Source organism: Serratia sp. PAMC26656 (assembly GCF_016469055.2).
In the GTDB taxonomy this organism is placed as follows: Bacteria; Pseudomonadota; Gammaproteobacteria; order Enterobacterales; family Enterobacteriaceae; genus Serratia; species Serratia plymuthica.
Genome location: NZ_CP150486.1, coordinates 1 through 19421, shown reverse-complemented (window position 1 = coordinate 19421; position 19421 = coordinate 1). Strand labels below are relative to the sequence as shown.

The following is a 19421-nucleotide window of genomic DNA, read 5'->3' as shown; positions in this document are numbered from 1 at the left end:
GTATTGCTGGAGTTCGTGATGAAGCCTTCTATCGTATTGTACAAAAGCATCCCCACCGACCTGCGTCAACGGCTGGAACAGCACTTCACCGTGCACGCCTTCGACGGCCTGTCGCCGGATAACCGCGACGAGCTGAAACAAGCACTCGCTCAGGCGGAAGGGATCATCGGTTCCGGCGGCAAGATTGATGAAGCTTTCTTGCAACAGGCGCCCAAGCTGCGCGCCGCTTCGACCATTTCCGTCGGTTACGACAATTTCGACGTCGACGCGCTTAACGCCCATAACGTGGTACTGATGCATACCCCGACCGTGCTGACCGAAACCGTCGCCGATACCATCATGAGCCTGGTGCTGGCGACGGCGCGCCGCGTGGTGGAAGTGGCCGAGCGGGTAAAAACCGGTGAATGGCAAGGCAGCATCGGGCCGGACTGGTTTGGCGTCGACGTGCACCATAAAACCCTCGGCATCCTCGGCATGGGCCGCATCGGCCTGGCGCTGGCGCAGCGTGCGCATTTCGGCTTCGGCATGCCGATACTGTACAACGCCCGCCGTACTCACGAAGAGGCCGAGACGCGTTTTAACGCCCGCCGCTGCGATCTGGATACCCTGTTGGCCGAGTCCGATTTCATCTGCATCACGCTGCCGCTGACCGAAGAAACCTTCCATATGATCAGCCGCGACCAACTGGCGAAGATGAAAAAGAGCGGTATTTTGATCAACGCCGGCCGTGGCCCGGTGGTGGATGAAGCAGCACTGATCGAAGCGTTGCAGAACGGGACGATCCACGCCGCCGGGCTGGACGTCTTCGAGAAAGAGCCGCTGCCGGTCTCTTCGCCGCTGCTGACGCTGCCGAACGTGGTGGCGCTGCCGCACATCGGCTCCGCCACTCATGAAACCCGCAATGCGATGGCCGAATGCGCGGTGGATAACCTGATTGCCGCCCTGACCGGTACGGTAAAAGAAAACTGCGTCAATCCGCAATTGCTGAAGAAGTAACTTGCCCGGATGCCAGCGGGTGACCCACTGGCATCCATGCAAAACTACCAACCGCCTTTCGGTGGGCGTCTCCGCATATGAAATATCCTAAGAATATGTATTTCATTGCTTTTAATTCTGTAGGGGATCAGATAAGGGAAGGTCTGCATCACGATTTCCCGGGTTCCCATCACTCTGCCGGCCCGGCCCAGGGCCGGATTCGTAACCAGTAAACTCACTAAACGAAAAACCTCCCTGGCAAATTCTGTCGCTACCTGCGGACTCTCCAGATAAAGCCAATCGTATTCATCGTCAAAATTGCTTGCGGCTTTCCTTAGCCATTTAATTTTCATCGTTATCACTCACTCCCATCCTCTTGAAGCGGGCTTCCATTTCATCATCAGCAGCAAAATCCCCCTTATCCGCCTCAGTGATGGCCTGTTGAATTTCCGCAATTTGCCAGGCTTCACGGTTGATGAAATCCCGGATAGCCTGTCCGGCCAGAAATGATTTTGTTCTGCCGGTCGCTTTGGCCAAAGCTTCTAGTTGCTCACTGAGATCTTCCGGGAGTCGAACGGACATCACGCTCATAGGTCACCTCACACTACAATGTATACATTGTAATATAGATTAAAAAAACACCGGATAACAGACTGGATTCTCCCCCTTCTCTCTCCTCCCCGAAAATACGCCATCGGGATGAGGCTATTTTTTCTTCATTTGTCACACTGAGCATTACCCCAGAATAAAAACGCTTCCTGCCACGCGTAAGGAGAGCCATGAAACGCCTGACCCTACCCCTGCTGATGCTGCTGTCACCGGCCGCACTAGCAAGCTGGACGCTGAAAAGCTTCCCGACCTTTGACGAATCGACCGCCGGGCTGTTCACCAGCCACGCCACGCTGCCCAAGGGCGAACTACCGCTGAAAATTTATCAGGATCGGCAATGCTGGCAGCCGACCACTGCGGCCAGGCTGAATCAAACCCTGTCGCTGCAACCATGCGGCGATGGCCCAGAGGTCAACTGGCGACTGTTTCGCGACGGTGAATACCAGGTGCGGGTCGATACCCGCAGCGGTACGCCAACGCTGCAACTCAGCCTGAAAACGGCCCCAGAGGCCACCGCAGCAGCGGCAACGCGCACCTGCCAGCGCTGGGACGGAAAACCCGTCACCCTTGACGTCGCGGCGACCTTCGCCGAAGGCGAAACGATACGCGATTTCTATTCCGGCCAAACGGCCAAGGTCAGCCTGGGCAAAGTGACCCTTCAGCCTGCCGCAGGCAGCGGCGGCATGCTGCTGCTGGAATCCGCCGGCACGGAAAAACCGGCACCGTTCAACTGGCACAACGCCACGGTCTATTTCGCACTGACCGATCGCTTTGAAAACGGCAACCCGGCCAACGACCACAGCTACGGCCGTCGCAGCGACGGCATGCAGGAGATCGGCACCTTCCACGGCGGCGATCTCGCTGGGCTGACGCAAAAGCTGGATTACCTGCAACAGCTTGGCGTCAACGCACTGTGGATCAGCTCGCCGCTGGAACAGATCCACGGTTGGGTCGGCGGCGGCACCAAAGGCGATTTCCCGCACTACGCTTATCACGGCTACTACGCACTGGACTGGACCCGGCTCGACGCCAATATGGGTACCGAGCAAGACCTGCGCACACTGGTCGAACAGGCGCACCAACGCGGCATCCGCATTCTGTTCGACGTGGTGGTTAACCATGTCGGCTACGCCACCTTGGCCGATATGCAGACCTTCCAATTCGGCTTGCTCTACCTGAAGGACGCGGAGATCGAAAAAACGCTGGGTAAAAACTGGGGCGACTGGCGGCCTGGTCCAGGCCAAAACTGGCACAGCTTCAACGATTACATTAATTTCAGCGACAAGGCAGGCTGGAGCCCATGGTGGGGAAAAAACTGGATCCGTACCGATATCGGCGACTATGACTCGCCGGGTTATAACGACCTCACCATGTCACTGGCCTTCCTCCCGGACATCAAAACTGAAGCGCCCGGCGCCAGTGGCCTGCCGCTGTTCTATCGCCACAAACCCGACACCGCCGCACAGGATATTCCCGGTGCCACGACCCGCGACTACCTGACCACCTGGCTCAGCCAATGGGTGCGCGATTACGGTATCGACGGCTTCCGCGTCGATACCGCCAAGCACGTGGAGAAACCCACGCTGGCGCTGCTGAAACAGCGTGCCACGGCGGCGCTGGCGCAATGGAAAGCCGCCAACCCACACCAGGCGCTGGATGACGCCCCATTCTGGGTGACCGGCGAAGCCTGGGGCCACGGCGTAATGAAAAGCGACTATTACCAGAATGGCTTTGACGCGATGATCAATTTCGATTTTCAGGATCAGGCTTCGCAGGCGCTGAGCTGTTTCTCCAGTATCGATGCCACTTACCAGCAAATGGCCGACAAGCTGCAGGATTTCAACGTACTGAGCTACCTCTCCTCGCACGATACCCGGCTGTTCTTCGCCAGCGACGCCAAAGATTCGCTGCCATTGCAGCAGCGTGCGGCAGATTTGCTGCTGCTGGCCCCTGGGGCGGTGCAAATTTACTACGGTGATGAAAGCGGTCGTCAGCTCGGCCCGACCGGGTCGGATCCGCTGCAGGGCACGCGTTCCGATATGAACTGGAGTGAACTGCAAGGCGCCAAAGCGCCGCTGCTGGCGCATTGGCAACGGCTTGGGCAGTTCCGCGCCCGCCATCCGGCGATCGGGGCCGGTGTGCAACTGTCGCAGCAAACCGCAGGCTACTATGCCTTCAGCCGCCGGCTTGGCGACGACAAGGTGATGGTGGTGTGGGTCGGCGATCGGTCACATTAATTCAGTACAATCTGCTGGAAAACAACCACCGGGTGAAGTTTATCCCCGGTGGTTGTTTTATGAACCGCATTGCGCCGAAAATTATCTGGCGGTATGGTGGGCGATTACCTGCTAAAAACAATACTGCTGCACCTATGACTTTTTCACTTTTCGGCGACAAATTTACCCGTTACGCGGGCATTACCCGTTTAATGGATGACCTGAACGAAGGCCTGCGCACGCCCGGTGCCATCATGCTCGGCGGCGGCAATCCGGCGCAAATTCCAGAGATGGAAAGTTACTTCAAACAGCTGTGTCAGGACATGCTCGACCAGGGCAAACTGACCGAGGCGCTGTGTAACTACGATGGCCCGCAGGGCAAAGACGCCCTGCTGAAAGCACTGGCTACTTTGCTGCGCAACGAGCTGGGCTGGCAGATTTCACCACAGAATATTGCACTGACAAACGGCAGCCAGAGCGCATTTTTCTACTTGTTTAACCTGTTTGCCGGGCGTTATGCCGACGGCAGCCGTCGCCGCGTGCTGTTCCCACTGGCGCCGGAATATATCGGCTATGCCGACGCCGGGCTGGACGAGGGTCTGTTCGTTTCGGCCAAGCCCAATATCGAGCTGCTGCCGGAAGGCCAGTTCAAATATCACGTTGATTTCGAACACCTGCACATTGGCGACGACATCGGCATGATCTGCGTGTCACGCCCGACCAACCCAACCGGTAACGTGATCACCGACGAAGAGCTGATGAAGCTCGATCTGCTGGCGCAACAGCGCAATATTCCGCTGGTGATCGATAACGCCTATGGCGTGCCATTCCCCGGTATCATTTTCAGCGAAGCGACGCCGCTGTGGAACCCGAACATCATCCTGTGCATGAGCTTGTCCAAGCTCGGGTTGCCCGGCTCACGCTGCGGTATCGTGATTGCCGATGAGAAAGTCATCAGCGCCCTGACCAACATGAACGGCATCATCAGCCTGTCACCGGGTAGCATGGGGCCGGCGATGGCAGCGGAAATGATCGAACGCGGCGATCTGCTGCGCCTGTCGAACGAGGTGATCCGCCCGTTCTACAAACAGCGCGTTGAACACACCATCGAGATAATCCGCCGCTATCTGTCGCCAGAGCGTTGCCTGATCCACAAACCGGAAGGGGCGATTTTCCTTTGGTTGTGGTTCAAGGATTTGCCGATCACCACCGAGCTGCTGTATCAGCGCCTGAAAAAACGCGGCGTACTGATGGTGCCGGGCCACTACTTCTTCCCGGGGCTGGAGCATGAATGGCCGCATACTCACCAGTGCATGCGGATGAACTACGTGCCGGATCCGGAGAAAATCGAGCGCGGCGTGGCGATTTTGGCGGAAGAGATCGAACGCGCGCATCAGGAAGCGGGCTAACGCCTGAGCCGGGGCGCAGTTAGCAGGTAACAGCAGCGCCCCGGCTCGCTACATCGCCCAAAACAGCACCGCCAGCAACTGCGGAGACATGATGCGCAGGAACATCGCCAGAGGGTAAACCGTGGCGTAAGACAGCGCGGCAGCACCGCTGGTCGGGTGCAGGCCGTTGGCGAAGGCCAGCGCCGGCGGATCGGTCATCGAACCTGCCAGCATGCCGGACAGCGTCAGATAATTCATCTTGCCCACTGCCCGCGCCAGCACACCTACGCTGAACAACGGGATGGCGGTAATCAATGCGCCGTAGCCAATCCACGCCAGCCCTTCGCCATGCATCAGGGTATCGACAAAGTTCCCCCCCGATTTCAGCCCCACCACCGCCAGAAACAGCACAATGCCCAACTCGCGCAGCGCCAGGTTGGCGCTCGGCGGCATAAACCAGTACAGCTTGCCAATGCTGCCGATACGCCCGAGGATCAATGCCGCCACCAGCGGACCGCCGGCCAGCCCAAGGCGCAATGCCGCCGGGAAACCCGGAACAAACAGCGGGACAGAACCCAGCAACACCCCCAGCCCGATGCCGATAAATACCGGCAGCATCTGCACCTGTTGCAATTTCTGCTGAGCGTTGCCGACGATGGCCGCAACCGCTTCAATCGATTCCGGCCGGCCAACCAGGTTGAGGATATCGCCAAATTGCAGCGTAACGTTGCTGCCGGCCACCAGTTCAACCCCGGAACGGTTCAGGCGTGAGATCACCACGTCATATTTTTTCTTCAGGTTGAGATCGCGGATTTTGCTGCCCAGCACCTTCTCATTGGTCACCACCGCCCTCACCACCTGTAACGCCGTGCTACGCGTTGACAACGAAACGTCCACCTCTTCGCCAATCACCAGCCGGGCATTTTCCAGGCTCTCGCGCTTTCCTACCAGATGCAGATAGTCACCCAACTCCAGCCTCTCGAGCGGCGCGGGTATCATCAGCAGCTCGCCGCGTTTCAGCCGTGAGCAGACGATCTCCTCCCCGTTCAGCAGCGGCACATTTTTTATCGCCATCCCCTGCAAATTGGGATTACGCACCGCCACGTTCATGGTGTGCAGCAGTTCGTGGTGATTGCCCAGGCTGTTTTCAAACGCCTGCGCTTCCTTATCGATATTGATGCGAAAGAATAGGCGGATCAGCCACATCACCAGCAGGATGCCGCAGATACCGAACGGATAGGCCATGGCGTAGCCCATCCCCATGCGATCGACCAGCGCCGGATCTGACCCCAGATCGGTAAGAATTTGCTGCCCGGCACCGAGTGCGGGGGTATTGGTGACCGCGCCGGAGAACACGCCGAGAATGATCGGCAGCGGCACGGCAAACAGCTTGTGAACCGCCGCCGCCACCACGCCGCCAACCAGCACCAGTAAAATGGCGAAACCGTTGAGCCGCAGCCCGGACACCCGCAGGGAAGAGAAGAAACCTGGGCCCACCTGAATGCCAATGGTGTAAACGAACAGGATCAGCCCGAATTCCTGAATGAAATGCAGCATGTCGCCGTTAAGACTGATTTGCCAGCTCTGGGCGAAATGCCCCACGATAATGCCGCCGAACAGGACCCCGCCAATGCCCAGCCCGACGCCATACACCTTCCAGTTACCCATCCACAGCCCGAGAACGGCCACCAACGCCAACATGCTGACGGTCAGGGCGATATCGCTCATAGGTCACATCCTTGCCAGAAGTTTAACAACCGGTCTGCGGTTAAAAGCACACAATTAATAGGGATTCTGGCATAAGCGGGACGGGGGGAATGTGGGTTACGCCACAGAATGCAACGGGGGAAGCCCGTTTGGACTTCCCCCGTGTTATTACCGATTTTTTTCTGTCGGTTACTGAGCTTCTAACCCCGGCGTGGTGCCGATGGCAATACGTTGCGGTTGCAAGGCATCCGGCACCTGACGCACCAGATCTATGTGCAACAGGCCATTTTCAAACTGCGCCTCAGAAACCTGCAGGTGCTCAGCCAGCGTGAAAGTCAGAGTAAACTCTTTGCACACCAGCCCCTGATGCAGATATTCCACCTGTTTTTCCGGCGGCGTCGGCTTACCGCTCACGGTCAGGCGTGGCCCTTCCACTTCAATATTCAATTCGCTTTGTTTGAACCCAGCCAGTGCCAGAGAAATGCGGTAGTGGTTGTCGTCGCTTTTCTCGATGTTGTACGGCGGGAAGCCCTGGGGTTCCTGGCCGCCCATTGAGCTGGCCAACTTGTCGAAACCAATCCACTGACGCAGCAAAGGTGACAGATCGTAATTACGCATAATATAAAACTCCTTCTATGAAGCGAGATGTTACCCGTTGTCTTTCAAGCTACAGCGTCGTTCTCGGTTATGTGGCCCGTTCAAATCTGCTCCCGGCAAATTTGTCACCCCAGTCACTGACCTTAGTAAGCGCCGTGGGATGAATGAGCGGGTCGCCTGGCTGTCACTTAAAATTCATAGGGTAAATTAAGCTATGCCCCCTGACGGCGGGCAAGTTAACATTTAACACCAGCGAGACGTTTCGCTGATGAAATAAAAGTTATTTAATTTCAATCCGGCGCGGTTTTAATGTTTCCGGTACAATGCGTTCCATGTCGATATACAACAACCCATTTTCCAGCTTCGCACCTTTAATTTGGATATGCTCGGCCAGCTGGAATTTACGCTCGAAGTTACGCTCGGCAATACCTTGATATAAGTAGGTTCTTTCAGCAGGTTCGTTATTATGGGCGCCACGTACAATCAGAAGATTGTCTTGGGTGGTGATCTCCAGTTCCTGCTCGGCAAACCCGGCCACGGCGATCGCAATGCGATAATGGTTTTCATCCACCAGCTCAACGTTATAAGGTGGGTAGCCGCCATTCCCCTGGCTTTGCCCAGCCTCCAGCGCGTTAAACAAGCGGTCAAAACCAATGGCGGAACGGTATAACGGGGAAAGGTCAAAATTGCGCATAAAACAGCCTCCTAAGGCACTTCAGCGAGGTTTAATAATTAAGCCTTCCACTATGGACCGGCTAATAATAAGAATTCCCTTACGGCAAATTCTTAATTTTGTTCTGATAAGAAAATGGGGGTTGATTGCCTCATTTCAACCGGCGGCGATCAAAAAAATGACAATCAGTTCGGCGAAAGTTTTTTTATCCCTTACAATAAAGTGAGAGAGCCGCCACAGAGCGAGACCTTGCTCCTTTTAAAACATCGACAAGATGTTATAGATCAGCAAATTTTAGGGAACAGCACCCTGCAGGATGGAATAATGAAAACGATAAAAGTGATAGCAACCAGTTGCATGCTGCTGGCGACAAACGGCTGCTCCAGCGTCATGAGCCACACCGGCCCGAATCAGGGCTACTATCCGGGTACCCGCGCCAGCGTGGGCATGCTGAAGGACGACAACACCAGTTGGGCGATGATGCCGCTGGTGGCGCTGGATCTGCCCTTCTCGGCCGTGATGGACACCGTGCTGCTGCCTTACGACTATATGCGCTCCGGCAGTGACGACACAACAGACTCACCGAGAGCACGTATCCTGCGCGGCGAAGAGCAGAACCTGGCGGCCAGCGGCGATCCCAGCCATGCAGCCAGCGTAGCCGCACATTAAAAGACTCTGACGCGGGCTGCCCGGCCCGCATCCTGATCACACCGCAGCCACAAAAATCTGGCTGAAACCCTCAACCTCGCGCATAAACGCCACTTGGTTACCGTCCGGCGAAAAGACAATGGCATCGCCCGACGGTGGCTGCGCGGTGCGTTTCGTCAGGCGCTGCATGCGGCCGCTGGGCACCTCGCACAGCATCAGGCTGTTATCGCACACCAGCGCGATTCGCCCGCCCTGCGGGTGCCAACTGAACGCAGACTGGATCCCATGCTCACCCCGGGTAATTTGGCGCGGCTCACCACTGTTCGGCGAAACTGTCCACAGCTGCACTACGCCCTCGTCATCTTTCATCAGAAAGGCAATCATGCTGCCATCAGGCGAACTGCGCAGCCAGTGGCGCGGTGCGGTGACAACGCCGGGATAACGACGCCCGCCGGTAAATGTCAGGCGACGTTGGCGCACCCCCAAAGGGGGTGCGGGTAAATGGGTCGAGGTACCCTGCAGTGGCCGGGAGCCGGCTTTAGCGTAATCGGCGTCGTCGCGCGGCAGGTCGACAATAAACACTTCCGGCAACTTTTCGCCGGCAGCGGAACGCGTGTCGCCGATAAACGCCAATGCCCAACGCTGTTGACGTCCATCGGGCCGCAGATAGCCACGTTGCCCGACCCAACCCTCTTCGTAGGCACGGTTAATCTGGTCACTGCCCGGCTGCGGCTGCGGCGTCGTTTCGCTGACCAACACGCAGTAATGGCTGCCATCATATTCACGCGGATGCTGCTTGGGTGGATTTACGCCCTGCAACGGCACAGCCACACCGACGTTACGCAGATCCCGTGCCGGGTCCAGCTCGTGCATCACGTGGTCGTTATAGGTAAAACTCAGGCGACTGCCGTCCGGGCTGAACACGTGAACGTGCGTGCCACCGCGCAGCGCCCCGGGGGTATAGGGCACGGTGATATCCATCGCATCAAGAGTCATGGCCAGTTCGAGATCCGGTTCGCTGACGATCACGCCACGGCGGTGATGAAAATCGTAATGCCAAACGCTGTCCGGATGTTCCGGGCCGTGAATAAAAGCGTAACGGGCCGGCGCGTCCGGGCTAACGGTCACTACGCCCACATGTGCGCCGTGCTGCGCGCGATATACCACCTCGACCTTGCCGCTGTTGGCATTCACCCGTTCAATACTCAGGCCGGTAAAAGAAGCGCCGTTCGGGCGCACGTCGTAAGCCAGCCACTGGCTGTCTGGCGTCCAGACGTTGATATTGGTTAACTGGTGTCCACGTGCTTCAAAAGTCAGCTGTTTTTCCCGATAGCTCATGGCGGCTCCCCTGCACATGTTGGCACTAAGTCACCATCTTACCGGATTGGGCAAAGGCTTCACATCGCCCATCAAGGTGCTTTCCGTCGACGCAGGGGGTTTACAATAAATACAATAAAGTACAATATGGATTTTAAAGTCCACATCAATGAGCGATACCCATGTGGAAAATCAGATCAACAAGGTCGTCAACCCGATGAAAATAAAAGGAACCGGTATGAGCAGCTTATTCGACGCAATTGTTTCCGCCCATCAGCAGTTGCGTCCTCAGGTACGCGTGACCCCGTTGGAGCGCAGCGTGCTGCTGTCGCAGCAACTGGGTTGCGAGCTGTATCTGAAATGCGATCATCTGCAGCCAACCGGTTCATTCAAGTTTCGCGGTGCCAGCAATAAACTGCGGCTGCTGAGTGACGAACAGCGTCAACGCGGGGTGATCGCCGCCTCCAGCGGTAATCACGGCCAGGCGATGGCGCTGGCGGGCAAACTGATGGGCGTCAGCGTGACGGTCTATGCGCCGGAAACCGCCGCCGCGATCAAGCTTGAAACCATCCGCGCTTTGGGCGGTAAAGTCGTGACAGTGCCGGGGGATGCTCTGAAAGCAGAACAGGCGGGCGAGAAAGCGGCGCAGGAACAGGGGAAGGTCTATGTTTCCCCTTATAACGACGAACAAGTGATTGCCGGCCAAGGCACCTGCGGCATGGAGCTGGTCGAACAGCAGCCGGATCTGGATGCGGTGATTGTCGCCGTAGGCGGCGGTGGCTATATTTCAGGTATTGGCACCGTTCTGCAGCAATTGTCGCCGAAAACCCAGCTTATCGCCTGTTGGCCTGAGAATGCCACCAGCATGTACAGCGCGCTGGAAGCCGGCCATATTTTCCCGGTAGAGGAGCAGGAGACCTTGTCCGACGGCACAGCCGGCGGCGTGGAGCCTAACGCCATTACCTTCCCACTGTGCCAACGGCTGATCGATCGCAAAACTCTGGTCAGTGAAACGGAAATCAAACGGGCGATGCGCCAGATTGCCGCCAGCGATCGCTGGATTATTGAAGGCGCGGCCGGGGTAGCTCTGGCGGCGGCTATCAAACTGGCGCCGGAATTTCAGGGAAAAAAAGTGGCGGTCGTGCTGTGCGGAAAAAACATCGTGCTGGAGAAATACCTCAAGGCCATCGCCGATGAAAATCATTAACCAGCAGCAGATAATTGACAGTTTCGACGCAGATAACATCACCTCACTGCTTAAATCTGGATTTATTGCTTACTCACGCCAACAGGTACAACAGCCGCCGGTGCAGCATTTTCTGTTTGAGCAGGCCGCAGGCGACTGCTGTATTAAATCGGCGTGGCTGGAAGGCGATGAACAGTTTGTCGTCAAGGTGTCCGCCGGTTTCTATCGCAACCCGGCGCAAGGGTTGGCCAGCAATCAGGGATTGCTGATGGCCTTCTCTGCTCTGACCGGTGAACCGCAGGCGCTGCTGCTGGACGAAGGCTGGCTGACCGCGTTACGCACCGCGCTGGCGGGGCGTATTGCCGCCGAGCTGTGCGCCCCGACGGACATCCCGGCGATCGGCATCGTCGGCTGCGGCATGCAGGCCCGGTTGCAACTGCAGCAGCTAAAACCGCTCACCCCATGCCGCGATGTCTGGGTATGGGGCCGCAACGAACCGGCTCTGCAAGCCTTTCGCCAAGATGCCGAAGCCGAGGGCTTTCGGGTGCAGACCACCCAGGATGCGGCAGAGCTGGCGGCGCATTGTCGGCTGATTGTCACCACCACCCCCAGCCGCGAGCCCATTTTGCAGGCGGCGGATATTCAGCCTGGCACCCATATTACGGCGATTGGCGCAGACGCCCACGGCAAGCAGGAGCTGGCGACCGATTTGGTCGCCAAGGCGGACCTGTTGCTGGTTGATGCTTTATCGCAGTGTGCAGACTATGGCGAGATCGCCACCGCTTATCGGCAAGGTTTGCTGACATCGAAGCCGATCGTTGAATTTGGCACTGCTCTGGCGCAGGGGGGAAGGCTGCGCAGCAGCCCACAACAGATCACTATTGCCGATCTTACCGGGCTGGCGATTCAGGACGTACAAATTGTGAAAGGCATTTTAGCGCGGCTCTAACGCGCTTCAGGGGCGCAGAGGCGCCCCTGGGTGCAAAAAACGCCTCAGGCATTCAGCACAAACTTCTCAATGGCGCGCGCCACGCCGTCTTCAGTATTGGCGGTGGTAACGAACTGCGCCACCGCTTTCAGTTCCGGGATGGCGTTGCCCATCGCTACGCCAACGCCGGCGTATTCGATCATCGCGGTATCATTGGCCTGATCGCCCAGCGCCATCACGTTTTCCTGCGCAATGCCGAGGTGTTCGGCCAGCATTTTCACCCCGGTGCCCTTATCAACCCGCTTATGCAAAATCTCCAGGAAGTAAGGCGCACTTTTCAGGATGGTGTAACGCTCCCACGCTTCGGCCGGCAGGCGGGCAATCGCGCTGTCGAGCAGCTCCGGCTCATCAATCATCATCACTTTAGGGAAACGCATCTGGCGATCCATTTCTTCCACGCTGCGGTATTTCAATGGAATACCGGTCATGTGGGCTTCATGGATGGTGTATTTGCCGATGTCCTTGTTCGGCGTATACAGGGTATCGAAATCAAACGCTTGATAGTGCACGCCAAACTCGCGCGCCAACCGTTCAACATAGACGTAGTCTTCGAAATCCAGGGTTTCCTGCAAGATACAGGCGCCGTCTGCGGCCTGTAAAACCAGGGCACCGTTATAGGTAATGCAGAAATCACCGCTGCCCTGAATGTCCAATTGACGCAGATAATCCTGCACGCCGACGTAAGGCCGTCCGGTAGCCAGCACCACGTGAACCCCTTTGCGGCGCGCCTCGGTGATGGCCTGCTTCACCGCAGGCGTAATCTGGTGCTGCGGATCAAGCAGCGTGCCGTCCATATCAATTGCAATCAGTTCAATAGCCATAACGTCCTCTCCCAGGTGTATTTTCTTCATGCTAACGCGTTTAAGCCTGCAGTGTCAGCGCTAAAAAAAGCGTAAAAAAATCCGCGCAGGTTGCCCGGCGCGGATTTTTACGGCAAAAGTACGCGTTAGATATCGATATTAGCCGCTTTCAGGGCATTTTCTTCGATAAAGGCACGGCGCGGCTCAACGGCATCACCCATCAGGGTGGTGAACAGTTGATCGGCAGCGATGGCGTCCTTCACGGTCACGCGCAGCATGCGGCGGCTTTCCGGATCCATGGTGGTTTCCCACAGCTGCTCAGGGTTCATTTCGCCCAGACCTTTATAACGCTGTATCGACAGGCCACGGCGTGACTCTTTCACCAGCCACTCCAGCGCTTGCTCGAAGCTGTCTACCGGCTGACGGCGTTCGCCGCGTTCGATGAAGGCATCTTCTTCGATCAGGCCACGCAGTTTTTCGCCCAGCTGGCAGATTTTGCGATATTCGCCGCCGTGGAAGAACTCGAAGTCCAGCGGGTAGTCGGTATCCACGCCGTGGGTACGGATGCGCAGCACCGGCTCAAACATCTGGCGCTCGCGGTTCTCGAAGATCACCGAGTCATAGCTGCTGCCGTGCTGCTCATTATCGTTCAGCAGTTTCACCAGCGACTCAATCCATACCTGGACTTTGCTCTGATCGCTCAGATCGCTTTCATTCAGGGTTGGCTGGTAGATCAGGTTATTCAGCAGCGCGCGCGGGTAGCGGCGTTCCATACGACCGATCAGCTTCTGCACGCTGTAGTGCTCGGCCACCAGTTTTTCCAGTGGTTCACCGGCAAGTGCCGGCGCGCTGGCGTTGGTGTGCAGGGTTGCGCCGTCCATCGCAATGGCGATCTGATACTGATCCATCGCCTCGTCATCTTTGATGTACTGTTCCTGCTTGCCTTTTTTCACCTTGTACAGTGGCGGCTGGGCAATGAACACGTGGCCGCGTTCAATGATTTCCGGCATCTGGCGGTAGAAGAAGGTCAACAGCAGCGTACGGATGTGCGAACCGTCGACGTCGGCATCGGTCATGATGATGATGCTGTGGTAACGCAGCTTGTCCGGGTTGTATTCGTCACGGCCGATGCCGCAACCCAACGCGGTGATCAGCGTCGCCACTTCCTGCGAAGACAGCATCTTGTCGAAGCGCGCCTTCTCGACGTTGAGGATTTTACCTTTCAGCGGCAAAATCGCCTGGTTCTTACGGTTGCGCCCCTGCTTGGCAGAGCCGCCCGCAGAGTCCCCTTCCACCAGGTAGAGTTCGGACAGCGCAGGGTCACGTTCCTGGCAGTCCGCCAGTTTGCCCGGCAGGCCGGCCAGATCCAACGCGCCTTTACGACGGGTCATTTCACGCGCTTTACGCGCCGCTTCACGGGCACGCGCCGCATCGATGATTTTGCCGACGACGATTTTCGCATCGCCCGGGTTTTCCATCAGATAATCGACCAGCTTCTCGTTCATCAGCGTTTCAACCGCGGTTTTCACCTCGGAAGAAACCAGCTTGTCTTTGGTCTGAGAAGAGAACTTGGGATCCGGCACCTTCACCGAAACCACGGCAATCAGGCCTTCACGCGCATCATCGCCGGTGGCGCTGATTTTAGCCTTTTTGCTGTAGCCTTCTTTATCCATGTAGCTGTTCAGGGTACGGGTCATCGCGGTACGGAAACCGACCAGATGGGTACCGCCATCGCGCTGCGGGATGTTGTTGGTGAAGCAGTAGATGTTTTCCTGGAAACCGTCGTTCCACTGCAGCGCCACTTCCACACCGATGTCGTCTTTCACGGTGGAGAAATAGAACACGTTAGGATGGATTGGGGTTTTGTTTTTGTTCAGGTACTCAACAAACGCCTTGATGCCGCCTTCGTAGTGGAAGTGGTCTTCTTTATCCGTGCGCTTGTCTTTCAGGCGGATAGACACGCCGGAGTTAAGGAAAGACAGCTCGCGCAGGCGCTTGGCCAGAATGTCGTACTCAAATTCAACGTTGTTGGTGAAGGTTTCATAGCTCGGCCAGAAACGCACCGTGGTGCCGGTCTGATCGGTTTCACCGACCACTTTCAGCGGCGCCTGTGGCTCACCCATGGCGTAGGTCTGCTCATGCACCTTGCCTTCACGGCGAATAACCAGTTCCAGTTTCTCGGACAGGGCGTTAACAACGGAGACACCCACGCCGTGCAGGCCGCCGGATACCTTGTAGGAGTTGTCGTCAAATTTACCGCCGGCATGCAGCACGGTCATGATGACCTGCGCCGCAGAAACCCCTTCCTCTTCGTGAATACCGGTCGGGATACCACGGCCGTCATCCTGTACCGAAACGGAGTTATCGGCATGGATGACCACCTGAATGTCACTACAGTGGCCCGCGAGTGCTTCGTCGATAGCGTTGTCCACAACCTCGAATACCATGTGGTGCAGACCGGTGCCATCATCGGTGTCGCCGATATACATGCCCGGGCGCTTACGCACCGCATCCAGCCCTTTTAATACCTTGATACTTGAGGAGTCATAAGAATTCGACATCAACGTTTCTCGCTCATTTTAGTCCTGTGGTTGAACCTCTATTTTACCCTGTTCCACGCGGAACATCTTGCCCTTTTCACCGGCCATGTCGGTCACTTGTTCAGCGCTTACCGCGCTGACAAAGACCTGGGCCTGGGTGGCTTTCAGGCGATCGGCCAGCAACCGGCGACGGCCGGTGTCCAGCTCGGAGGCAAAATCATCAATCAGATACAGGCAACGCCGCCCGCTCTGCCGGGTGAGAAACTCACCCTGCGCTAAGCGCAACGCGCACATCAGCAGCTTTAGCTGACCGCGCGATAATAAATCCTCTACCGGCGTGCCCTCGGCACGGATGCGGAAGTCCGCCTTATGCGGCCCCACAGCGGTATAGGTTAACGCCCTGTCGCGCTCAAACTGGCGCTCCAGCAGCTCTCCGTAGTCGCTCTCTTTGTCCCAACCGCGCTGGAAAGAGAAACTCAGGGCAAATTCGGGCAAAAACTGCGCGCACGTCGCGGTGATATCCGCGGCAATCGCGTCGCTGTAAGCTGCCCGCCACTCGCTGATACGCTCGGCCAATGGGATCAGTTCCTGATCCCAGGCGCGGATCTGCGCATAGCGACTGACCTGGCGCAGCGCGGCATTACGCTGCTTCAGTAACCGTTTCAGGTTGCTCCAGGCGGTGAAAAAACCGGGTTCGTTATGAAAACAACCCCAGTCCAGGAAGGCGCGCCGAAATTTCGGCCCGCCGTTTAGCAGGGTAAAACCTTCGGGGGTAATCAGCTGCATCGGCAATAACTGCGCCAGCTCAGCCACTTTGTGGCCGTCGCTGCCATCGATGCGTACTTTGCTGTCTCCCTGACGGCTTTTGCTTAATCCAACGGATATTTCACGCTCAGCGCCTTCAATACGGCCGTGCAAAATGAACTCCGGCTGGTCGTGGCGGATCACCCTTCCGGCCTGCAGGCTGCGAAATGCGCGCCCGTGGCCAAGGGTATACACCGCCTCAAGTACGCTGGTTTTCCCACTGCCGTTGGCCCCAACCAGGAAATTGAATCCCGGCGCCAGAGCCAAATCCGCCGCTTCGATATTGCGGAAATCTTTAATCAGTAAACGCGTCAGAGCCATGCTGCAGTTATCTTAATCATCGAACAGCCCAGGGCGTAATCGTCGCAGGCCATTTGCGTACGGCCAGCGCACAGCAACCGGAGCGTACACAGAGTACGTGAGGATTGCGAGCACTGCCCAATAGCAAAGGGGCAAGTAAGATAGCCCGATAATTTCTACAACCGCATCGGCATGACGACGTACGCCGCCGCCTGACTCGCACCGTCTTCGATCTGCACGCTGGAAACCGAGTCGGTCAACAGCAGGCGCACATCTTCACACTTGAGTGCATTCAACACATCCAGCACGTAGCTGACGTTGAAACCAATTTCCATCTCGGTGCCGTCGTAGCTGACATCAAGGATCTCTTCAGCTTCTTCCTGCTCCGGGTTGTTGGCGGTGATCTTAAGCTGGTTCTGGCTCACATACAGGCGCACGCCGCGGAACTTTTCGTTCGACAAAATGGCTGCGCGGGCAAACGCCTGCTTGAGCAAGTCGCAGCCGGCTTCCAGCGTTTTGTCCGGATTCTTCGGCAATACGCGGCGATAATCAGGGAAACGGCCGTCAACCAGCTTGGAGGTGAAGATAAAATCACCGACGTGGGCACGAATATTGTTGCTGCCGATCTGCAGTTGCAGCGGCGTATCGCCACCGTCCAGCAGACGCACCAGCTCCATCACCCCTTTACGCGGCACGATCACCGAATGCGAAGGCAGCTGCTGACCGATAGGCATCGAGCACACCGCCAGGCGGTGACCGTCGGTCGCTACGGTACGCAGTTCTTCACCTTCGGTTTCGAACAGCATGCCGTTTAAGTAGTAGCGCACGTCCTGATGAGCCATCGAGAACTGCGTGGCCTCAATCAGGCGCTTTAGCGTCGCCTGCGGCAGAGTAAATTCAACTTCGCTCTGCCAGTCGTCCAGGTTCGGGAAATCTACCGCCGGCAGCGTTGAGAGCGAGAAACGGCTGCGGCCGGAGCGCACCAGCATGCGTTCGCTTTCAAGCGTTACGGCGATCTCTGCCCCTTCCGGCAAGCCACGGCAGATATCAAAGAATTTACGCGCGGGGACGGTAGTCGCGCCCGCTTCATGGGGTTGGGACAGCGCAACGCGCGCCACCATCTCCATCTCCAGATCGGTGCCGGTCAGCAGCAGGCAGCCTTCCGTCACCTGCAGCAGCAAGTTACCCAGAATTGGCAATGTTGGGCGGCCGCCCAGCGGGCTGCTCACCTGTTGCAGCGGTTTTAGCAGATGCTCACGTTCAACGATAAATTTCATAGCGCTAGGAAGATAAGGTTCTGATTAAATTTGAGAAATCTTCTTTGATGTCGTGACTTTCCTCACGCAGCTGCTCAATCTTCCGGCAGGCGTGCAACACCGTGGTATGGTCGCGGCCACCAAACGCATCGCCGATTTCTGGCAGGCTGTGGTTGGTGAGTTCTTTTGCCAATGCCATCGCCATCTGGCGCGGGCGGGCAACCGAACGCGAACGCCGCTTGGACAGCAAATCCGCGATTTTAATTTTATAGTATTCGGCCACCGTCTTTTGAATATTATCGATGGTGACCAGCTTCTCCTGCAGTGCCAGTAGATCGCGCAGCGCTTCGCGCACGAAATCAATGGTAATGGCACGGCCGGTAAAGTTCGCGTTGGCGATCACGCGGTTCAGCGCCCCTTCGAGCTCACGCACGTTGGAACGCAGGCGCTTGGCAATAAAGAACGCCACTTCGCCCGGCAGACGGATATTGTTCTCGTCGGCCTTTTTCATCAGGATCGCCACTCGGGTTTCCAGCTCCGGCGGCTCGATTGCCACCGTCAGGCCCCAACCGAAACGGGATTTGAGGCGATCTTCCACCCCGTTAATTTCTTTGGGATAGCGATCTGACGTCAGGATAATCTGCTGATTGCCTTCCAACAGGGCGTTAAAGGTATGGAAGAACTCTTCCTGTGAACGCTCTTTGTTGGCAAAAAATTGGATGTCATCGATCAGCAACGCGTCGACCGAACGGTAGTAACGCTTAAATTCTTCAATGGCGTTGTTCTGCAAGGCTTTTACCATGTCCTGCACGAAACGTTCAGAGTGCATATAGACCACTTTAGCGTTGGCCTTGCGCGCCATGATGCCGTTGCCGACCGCGTGCAACAGGTGAGTTTTACCCAACCCGGTACCGCCATACAGAAACAACGGGTTATAGGCACCGCCCGGATTATCCGCCACCTGACGGGCCGCCGCGCGCGCCAGTTGGTTGGATTTACCCTCAACAAAGTTATCAAAGGTGTGCTTTGGGTTAACGTTGGAGCGGTAAGAAAGTTCGGGCTGTGGCGCCGCGTTATCCCAGCTTGGCCGGGAAGGCGCTACGGCGCGCACCACCGGCGCGCTAGGTGCGCTGACGCTGGCAGTAACGGTCTGGCTGATGATTTGGGTAAGCGGTTTGCTGCCGACTTCAAAACGCAGCAAAGGGGCATCCGTACCGCAGAAATCATTCAGCAGACCATTGATATTGTTTAAGTATTTGTCGCGAACCCAATCCAGCACAAAGCGATTGGGCGCATAAAGCGCCAGGGTGTTGTCACTCAGTTCCGCCTGCAATGGGCGTATCCACATACTAAATTCTGTGGCAGGTAACTCATCCTGCAATCGGGCAAGACACTGCTGCCAAAGCGAAAGTGACAC

The 19421-nt window shown here is 56.9% G+C and carries 17 protein-coding genes; 6 read left to right on the top strand and 11 right to left on the bottom strand.

The window, feature by feature from the left end; genetic code table 11:
* Positions 1-18 precede the first annotated feature (18 nt).
* Entirely contained in the window at positions 19-996 is a 978-nt protein-coding gene (gene ghrB / locus JEM67_RS00645; protein ID WP_199636377.1) for a glyoxylate/hydroxypyruvate reductase GhrB, read from the top strand.
* A gap of 44 nt (positions 997-1040) precedes the next feature.
* On the opposite strand, the gene JEM67_RS00640 is transcribed toward ghrB, so the two are convergent.
* Positions 1041-1328: a type II toxin-antitoxin system RelE/ParE family toxin gene (locus JEM67_RS00640; protein WP_199636376.1), complete on the bottom strand. Its 288-nt coding sequence runs from the start codon at positions 1326-1328 to the stop codon at positions 1041-1043.
* Entirely contained in the window at positions 1318-1566 is a 249-nt protein-coding gene (locus JEM67_RS00635) for a CopG family ribbon-helix-helix protein (RefSeq protein WP_013810936.1), read from the bottom strand. The genes JEM67_RS00640 and JEM67_RS00635 overlap by 11 nt, the downstream gene beginning before the upstream one ends.
* A gap of 188 nt (positions 1567-1754) precedes the next feature.
* Between JEM67_RS00635 and JEM67_RS00630 the strand changes: the two genes are divergently transcribed.
* Together JEM67_RS00630 and JEM67_RS00625 are read left to right on the top strand one after the other, a co-directional pair.
* On the top strand, positions 1755-3821 hold the full coding sequence (locus JEM67_RS00630; RefSeq protein WP_199636375.1) for an alpha-amylase: 2067 nt from the start codon (positions 1755-1757) through the stop codon (positions 3819-3821).
* A 134-nt stretch (positions 3822-3955) separates the two neighbouring features.
* A complete protein-coding gene (locus JEM67_RS00625; RefSeq protein WP_199636374.1) occupies positions 3956-5209 on the top strand; it encodes a valine--pyruvate transaminase in 1254 nt (417 codons plus the stop codon).
* Positions 5210-5257: 48 nt separating this feature from the next.
* Here the strand turns inward: JEM67_RS00625 and JEM67_RS00620 are convergent, their stop codons facing one another.
* The 3 genes from JEM67_RS00620 to ibpA form a co-directional block, all read right to left on the bottom strand.
* Positions 5258-6916 (bottom strand): putative transporter, encoded by a 1659-nt coding sequence (locus JEM67_RS00620; RefSeq protein ID WP_199636373.1) that lies wholly within the window; start codon positions 6914-6916, stop codon positions 5258-5260.
* Between the two features lie 168 nt (positions 6917-7084).
* The gene (ibpB, locus tag JEM67_RS00615) at positions 7085-7513 is read right to left on the bottom strand and encodes a small heat shock chaperone IbpB (RefSeq protein WP_013810933.1); all 429 of its coding nucleotides are present in this window, start codon (positions 7511-7513) and stop codon (positions 7085-7087) included.
* Between the two features lie 259 nt (positions 7514-7772).
* Positions 7773-8186: a small heat shock chaperone IbpA gene (gene ibpA, locus JEM67_RS00610; protein ID WP_004950577.1), complete on the bottom strand. Its 414-nt coding sequence runs from the start codon at positions 8184-8186 to the stop codon at positions 7773-7775.
* Between the two features lie 303 nt (positions 8187-8489).
* On the opposite strand from ibpA, the gene JEM67_RS00605 reads away from it, so the two are divergent.
* A complete protein-coding gene (locus tag JEM67_RS00605; RefSeq protein WP_013810932.1) occupies positions 8490-8834 on the top strand; it encodes a YceK/YidQ family lipoprotein in 345 nt (114 codons plus the stop codon).
* Positions 8835-8870: 36 nt separating this feature from the next.
* On the opposite strand, the gene JEM67_RS00600 is transcribed toward JEM67_RS00605, so the two are convergent.
* Positions 8871-10151 carry a DUF3748 domain-containing protein gene (locus JEM67_RS00600; RefSeq protein WP_199636372.1) on the bottom strand — a complete coding sequence of 427 codons (1281 nt, stop codon included), beginning with the start codon at positions 10149-10151 and terminating at the stop codon, positions 8871-8873.
* A gap of 217 nt (positions 10152-10368) precedes the next feature.
* On the opposite strand from JEM67_RS00600, the gene JEM67_RS00595 reads away from it, so the two are divergent.
* Positions 10369-11337 (top strand): threonine/serine dehydratase, encoded by a 969-nt coding sequence (locus JEM67_RS00595; protein WP_199636371.1) that lies wholly within the window; start codon positions 10369-10371, stop codon positions 11335-11337.
* Positions 11324-12265, top strand: coding sequence for an ornithine cyclodeaminase family protein (locus JEM67_RS00590; RefSeq protein ID WP_199636370.1), 942 nt, complete (start codon positions 11324-11326; stop codon positions 12263-12265). Before JEM67_RS00595 ends, JEM67_RS00590 begins: the two co-directional genes overlap by 14 nt.
* A 44-nt stretch (positions 12266-12309) precedes the next feature.
* Here JEM67_RS00590 and yidA read toward each other — a convergent pair whose 3' ends face one another.
* The 5 genes from yidA to dnaA all read right to left on the bottom strand — a co-directional run bounded on the left by yidA (position 12310) and on the right by dnaA (position 19421).
* Positions 12310-13125 (bottom strand): sugar-phosphatase, encoded by an 816-nt coding sequence (yidA, locus tag JEM67_RS00585; protein WP_013810928.1) that lies wholly within the window; start codon positions 13123-13125, stop codon positions 12310-12312.
* Between the two features lie 125 nt (positions 13126-13250).
* A complete protein-coding gene (gyrB, locus tag JEM67_RS00580; protein ID WP_199636369.1) occupies positions 13251-15665 on the bottom strand; it encodes a DNA topoisomerase (ATP-hydrolyzing) subunit B in 2415 nt (804 codons plus the stop codon).
* Positions 15666-15683: 18 nt separating this feature from the next.
* Positions 15684-16769, bottom strand: a complete 1086-nt coding sequence (recF, locus tag JEM67_RS00575) for a DNA replication/repair protein RecF (protein ID WP_006322860.1) — start codon at positions 16767-16769, stop codon at positions 15684-15686.
* A gap of 155 nt (positions 16770-16924) precedes the next feature.
* Positions 16925-18025, bottom strand: coding sequence for a DNA polymerase III subunit beta (gene dnaN, locus JEM67_RS00570; protein WP_013810926.1), 1101 nt, complete (start codon positions 18023-18025; stop codon positions 16925-16927).
* A gap of 4 nt (positions 18026-18029) precedes the next feature.
* A complete protein-coding gene (gene dnaA, locus JEM67_RS00565; protein ID WP_004950554.1) occupies positions 18030-19421 on the bottom strand; it encodes a chromosomal replication initiator protein DnaA in 1392 nt (463 codons plus the stop codon).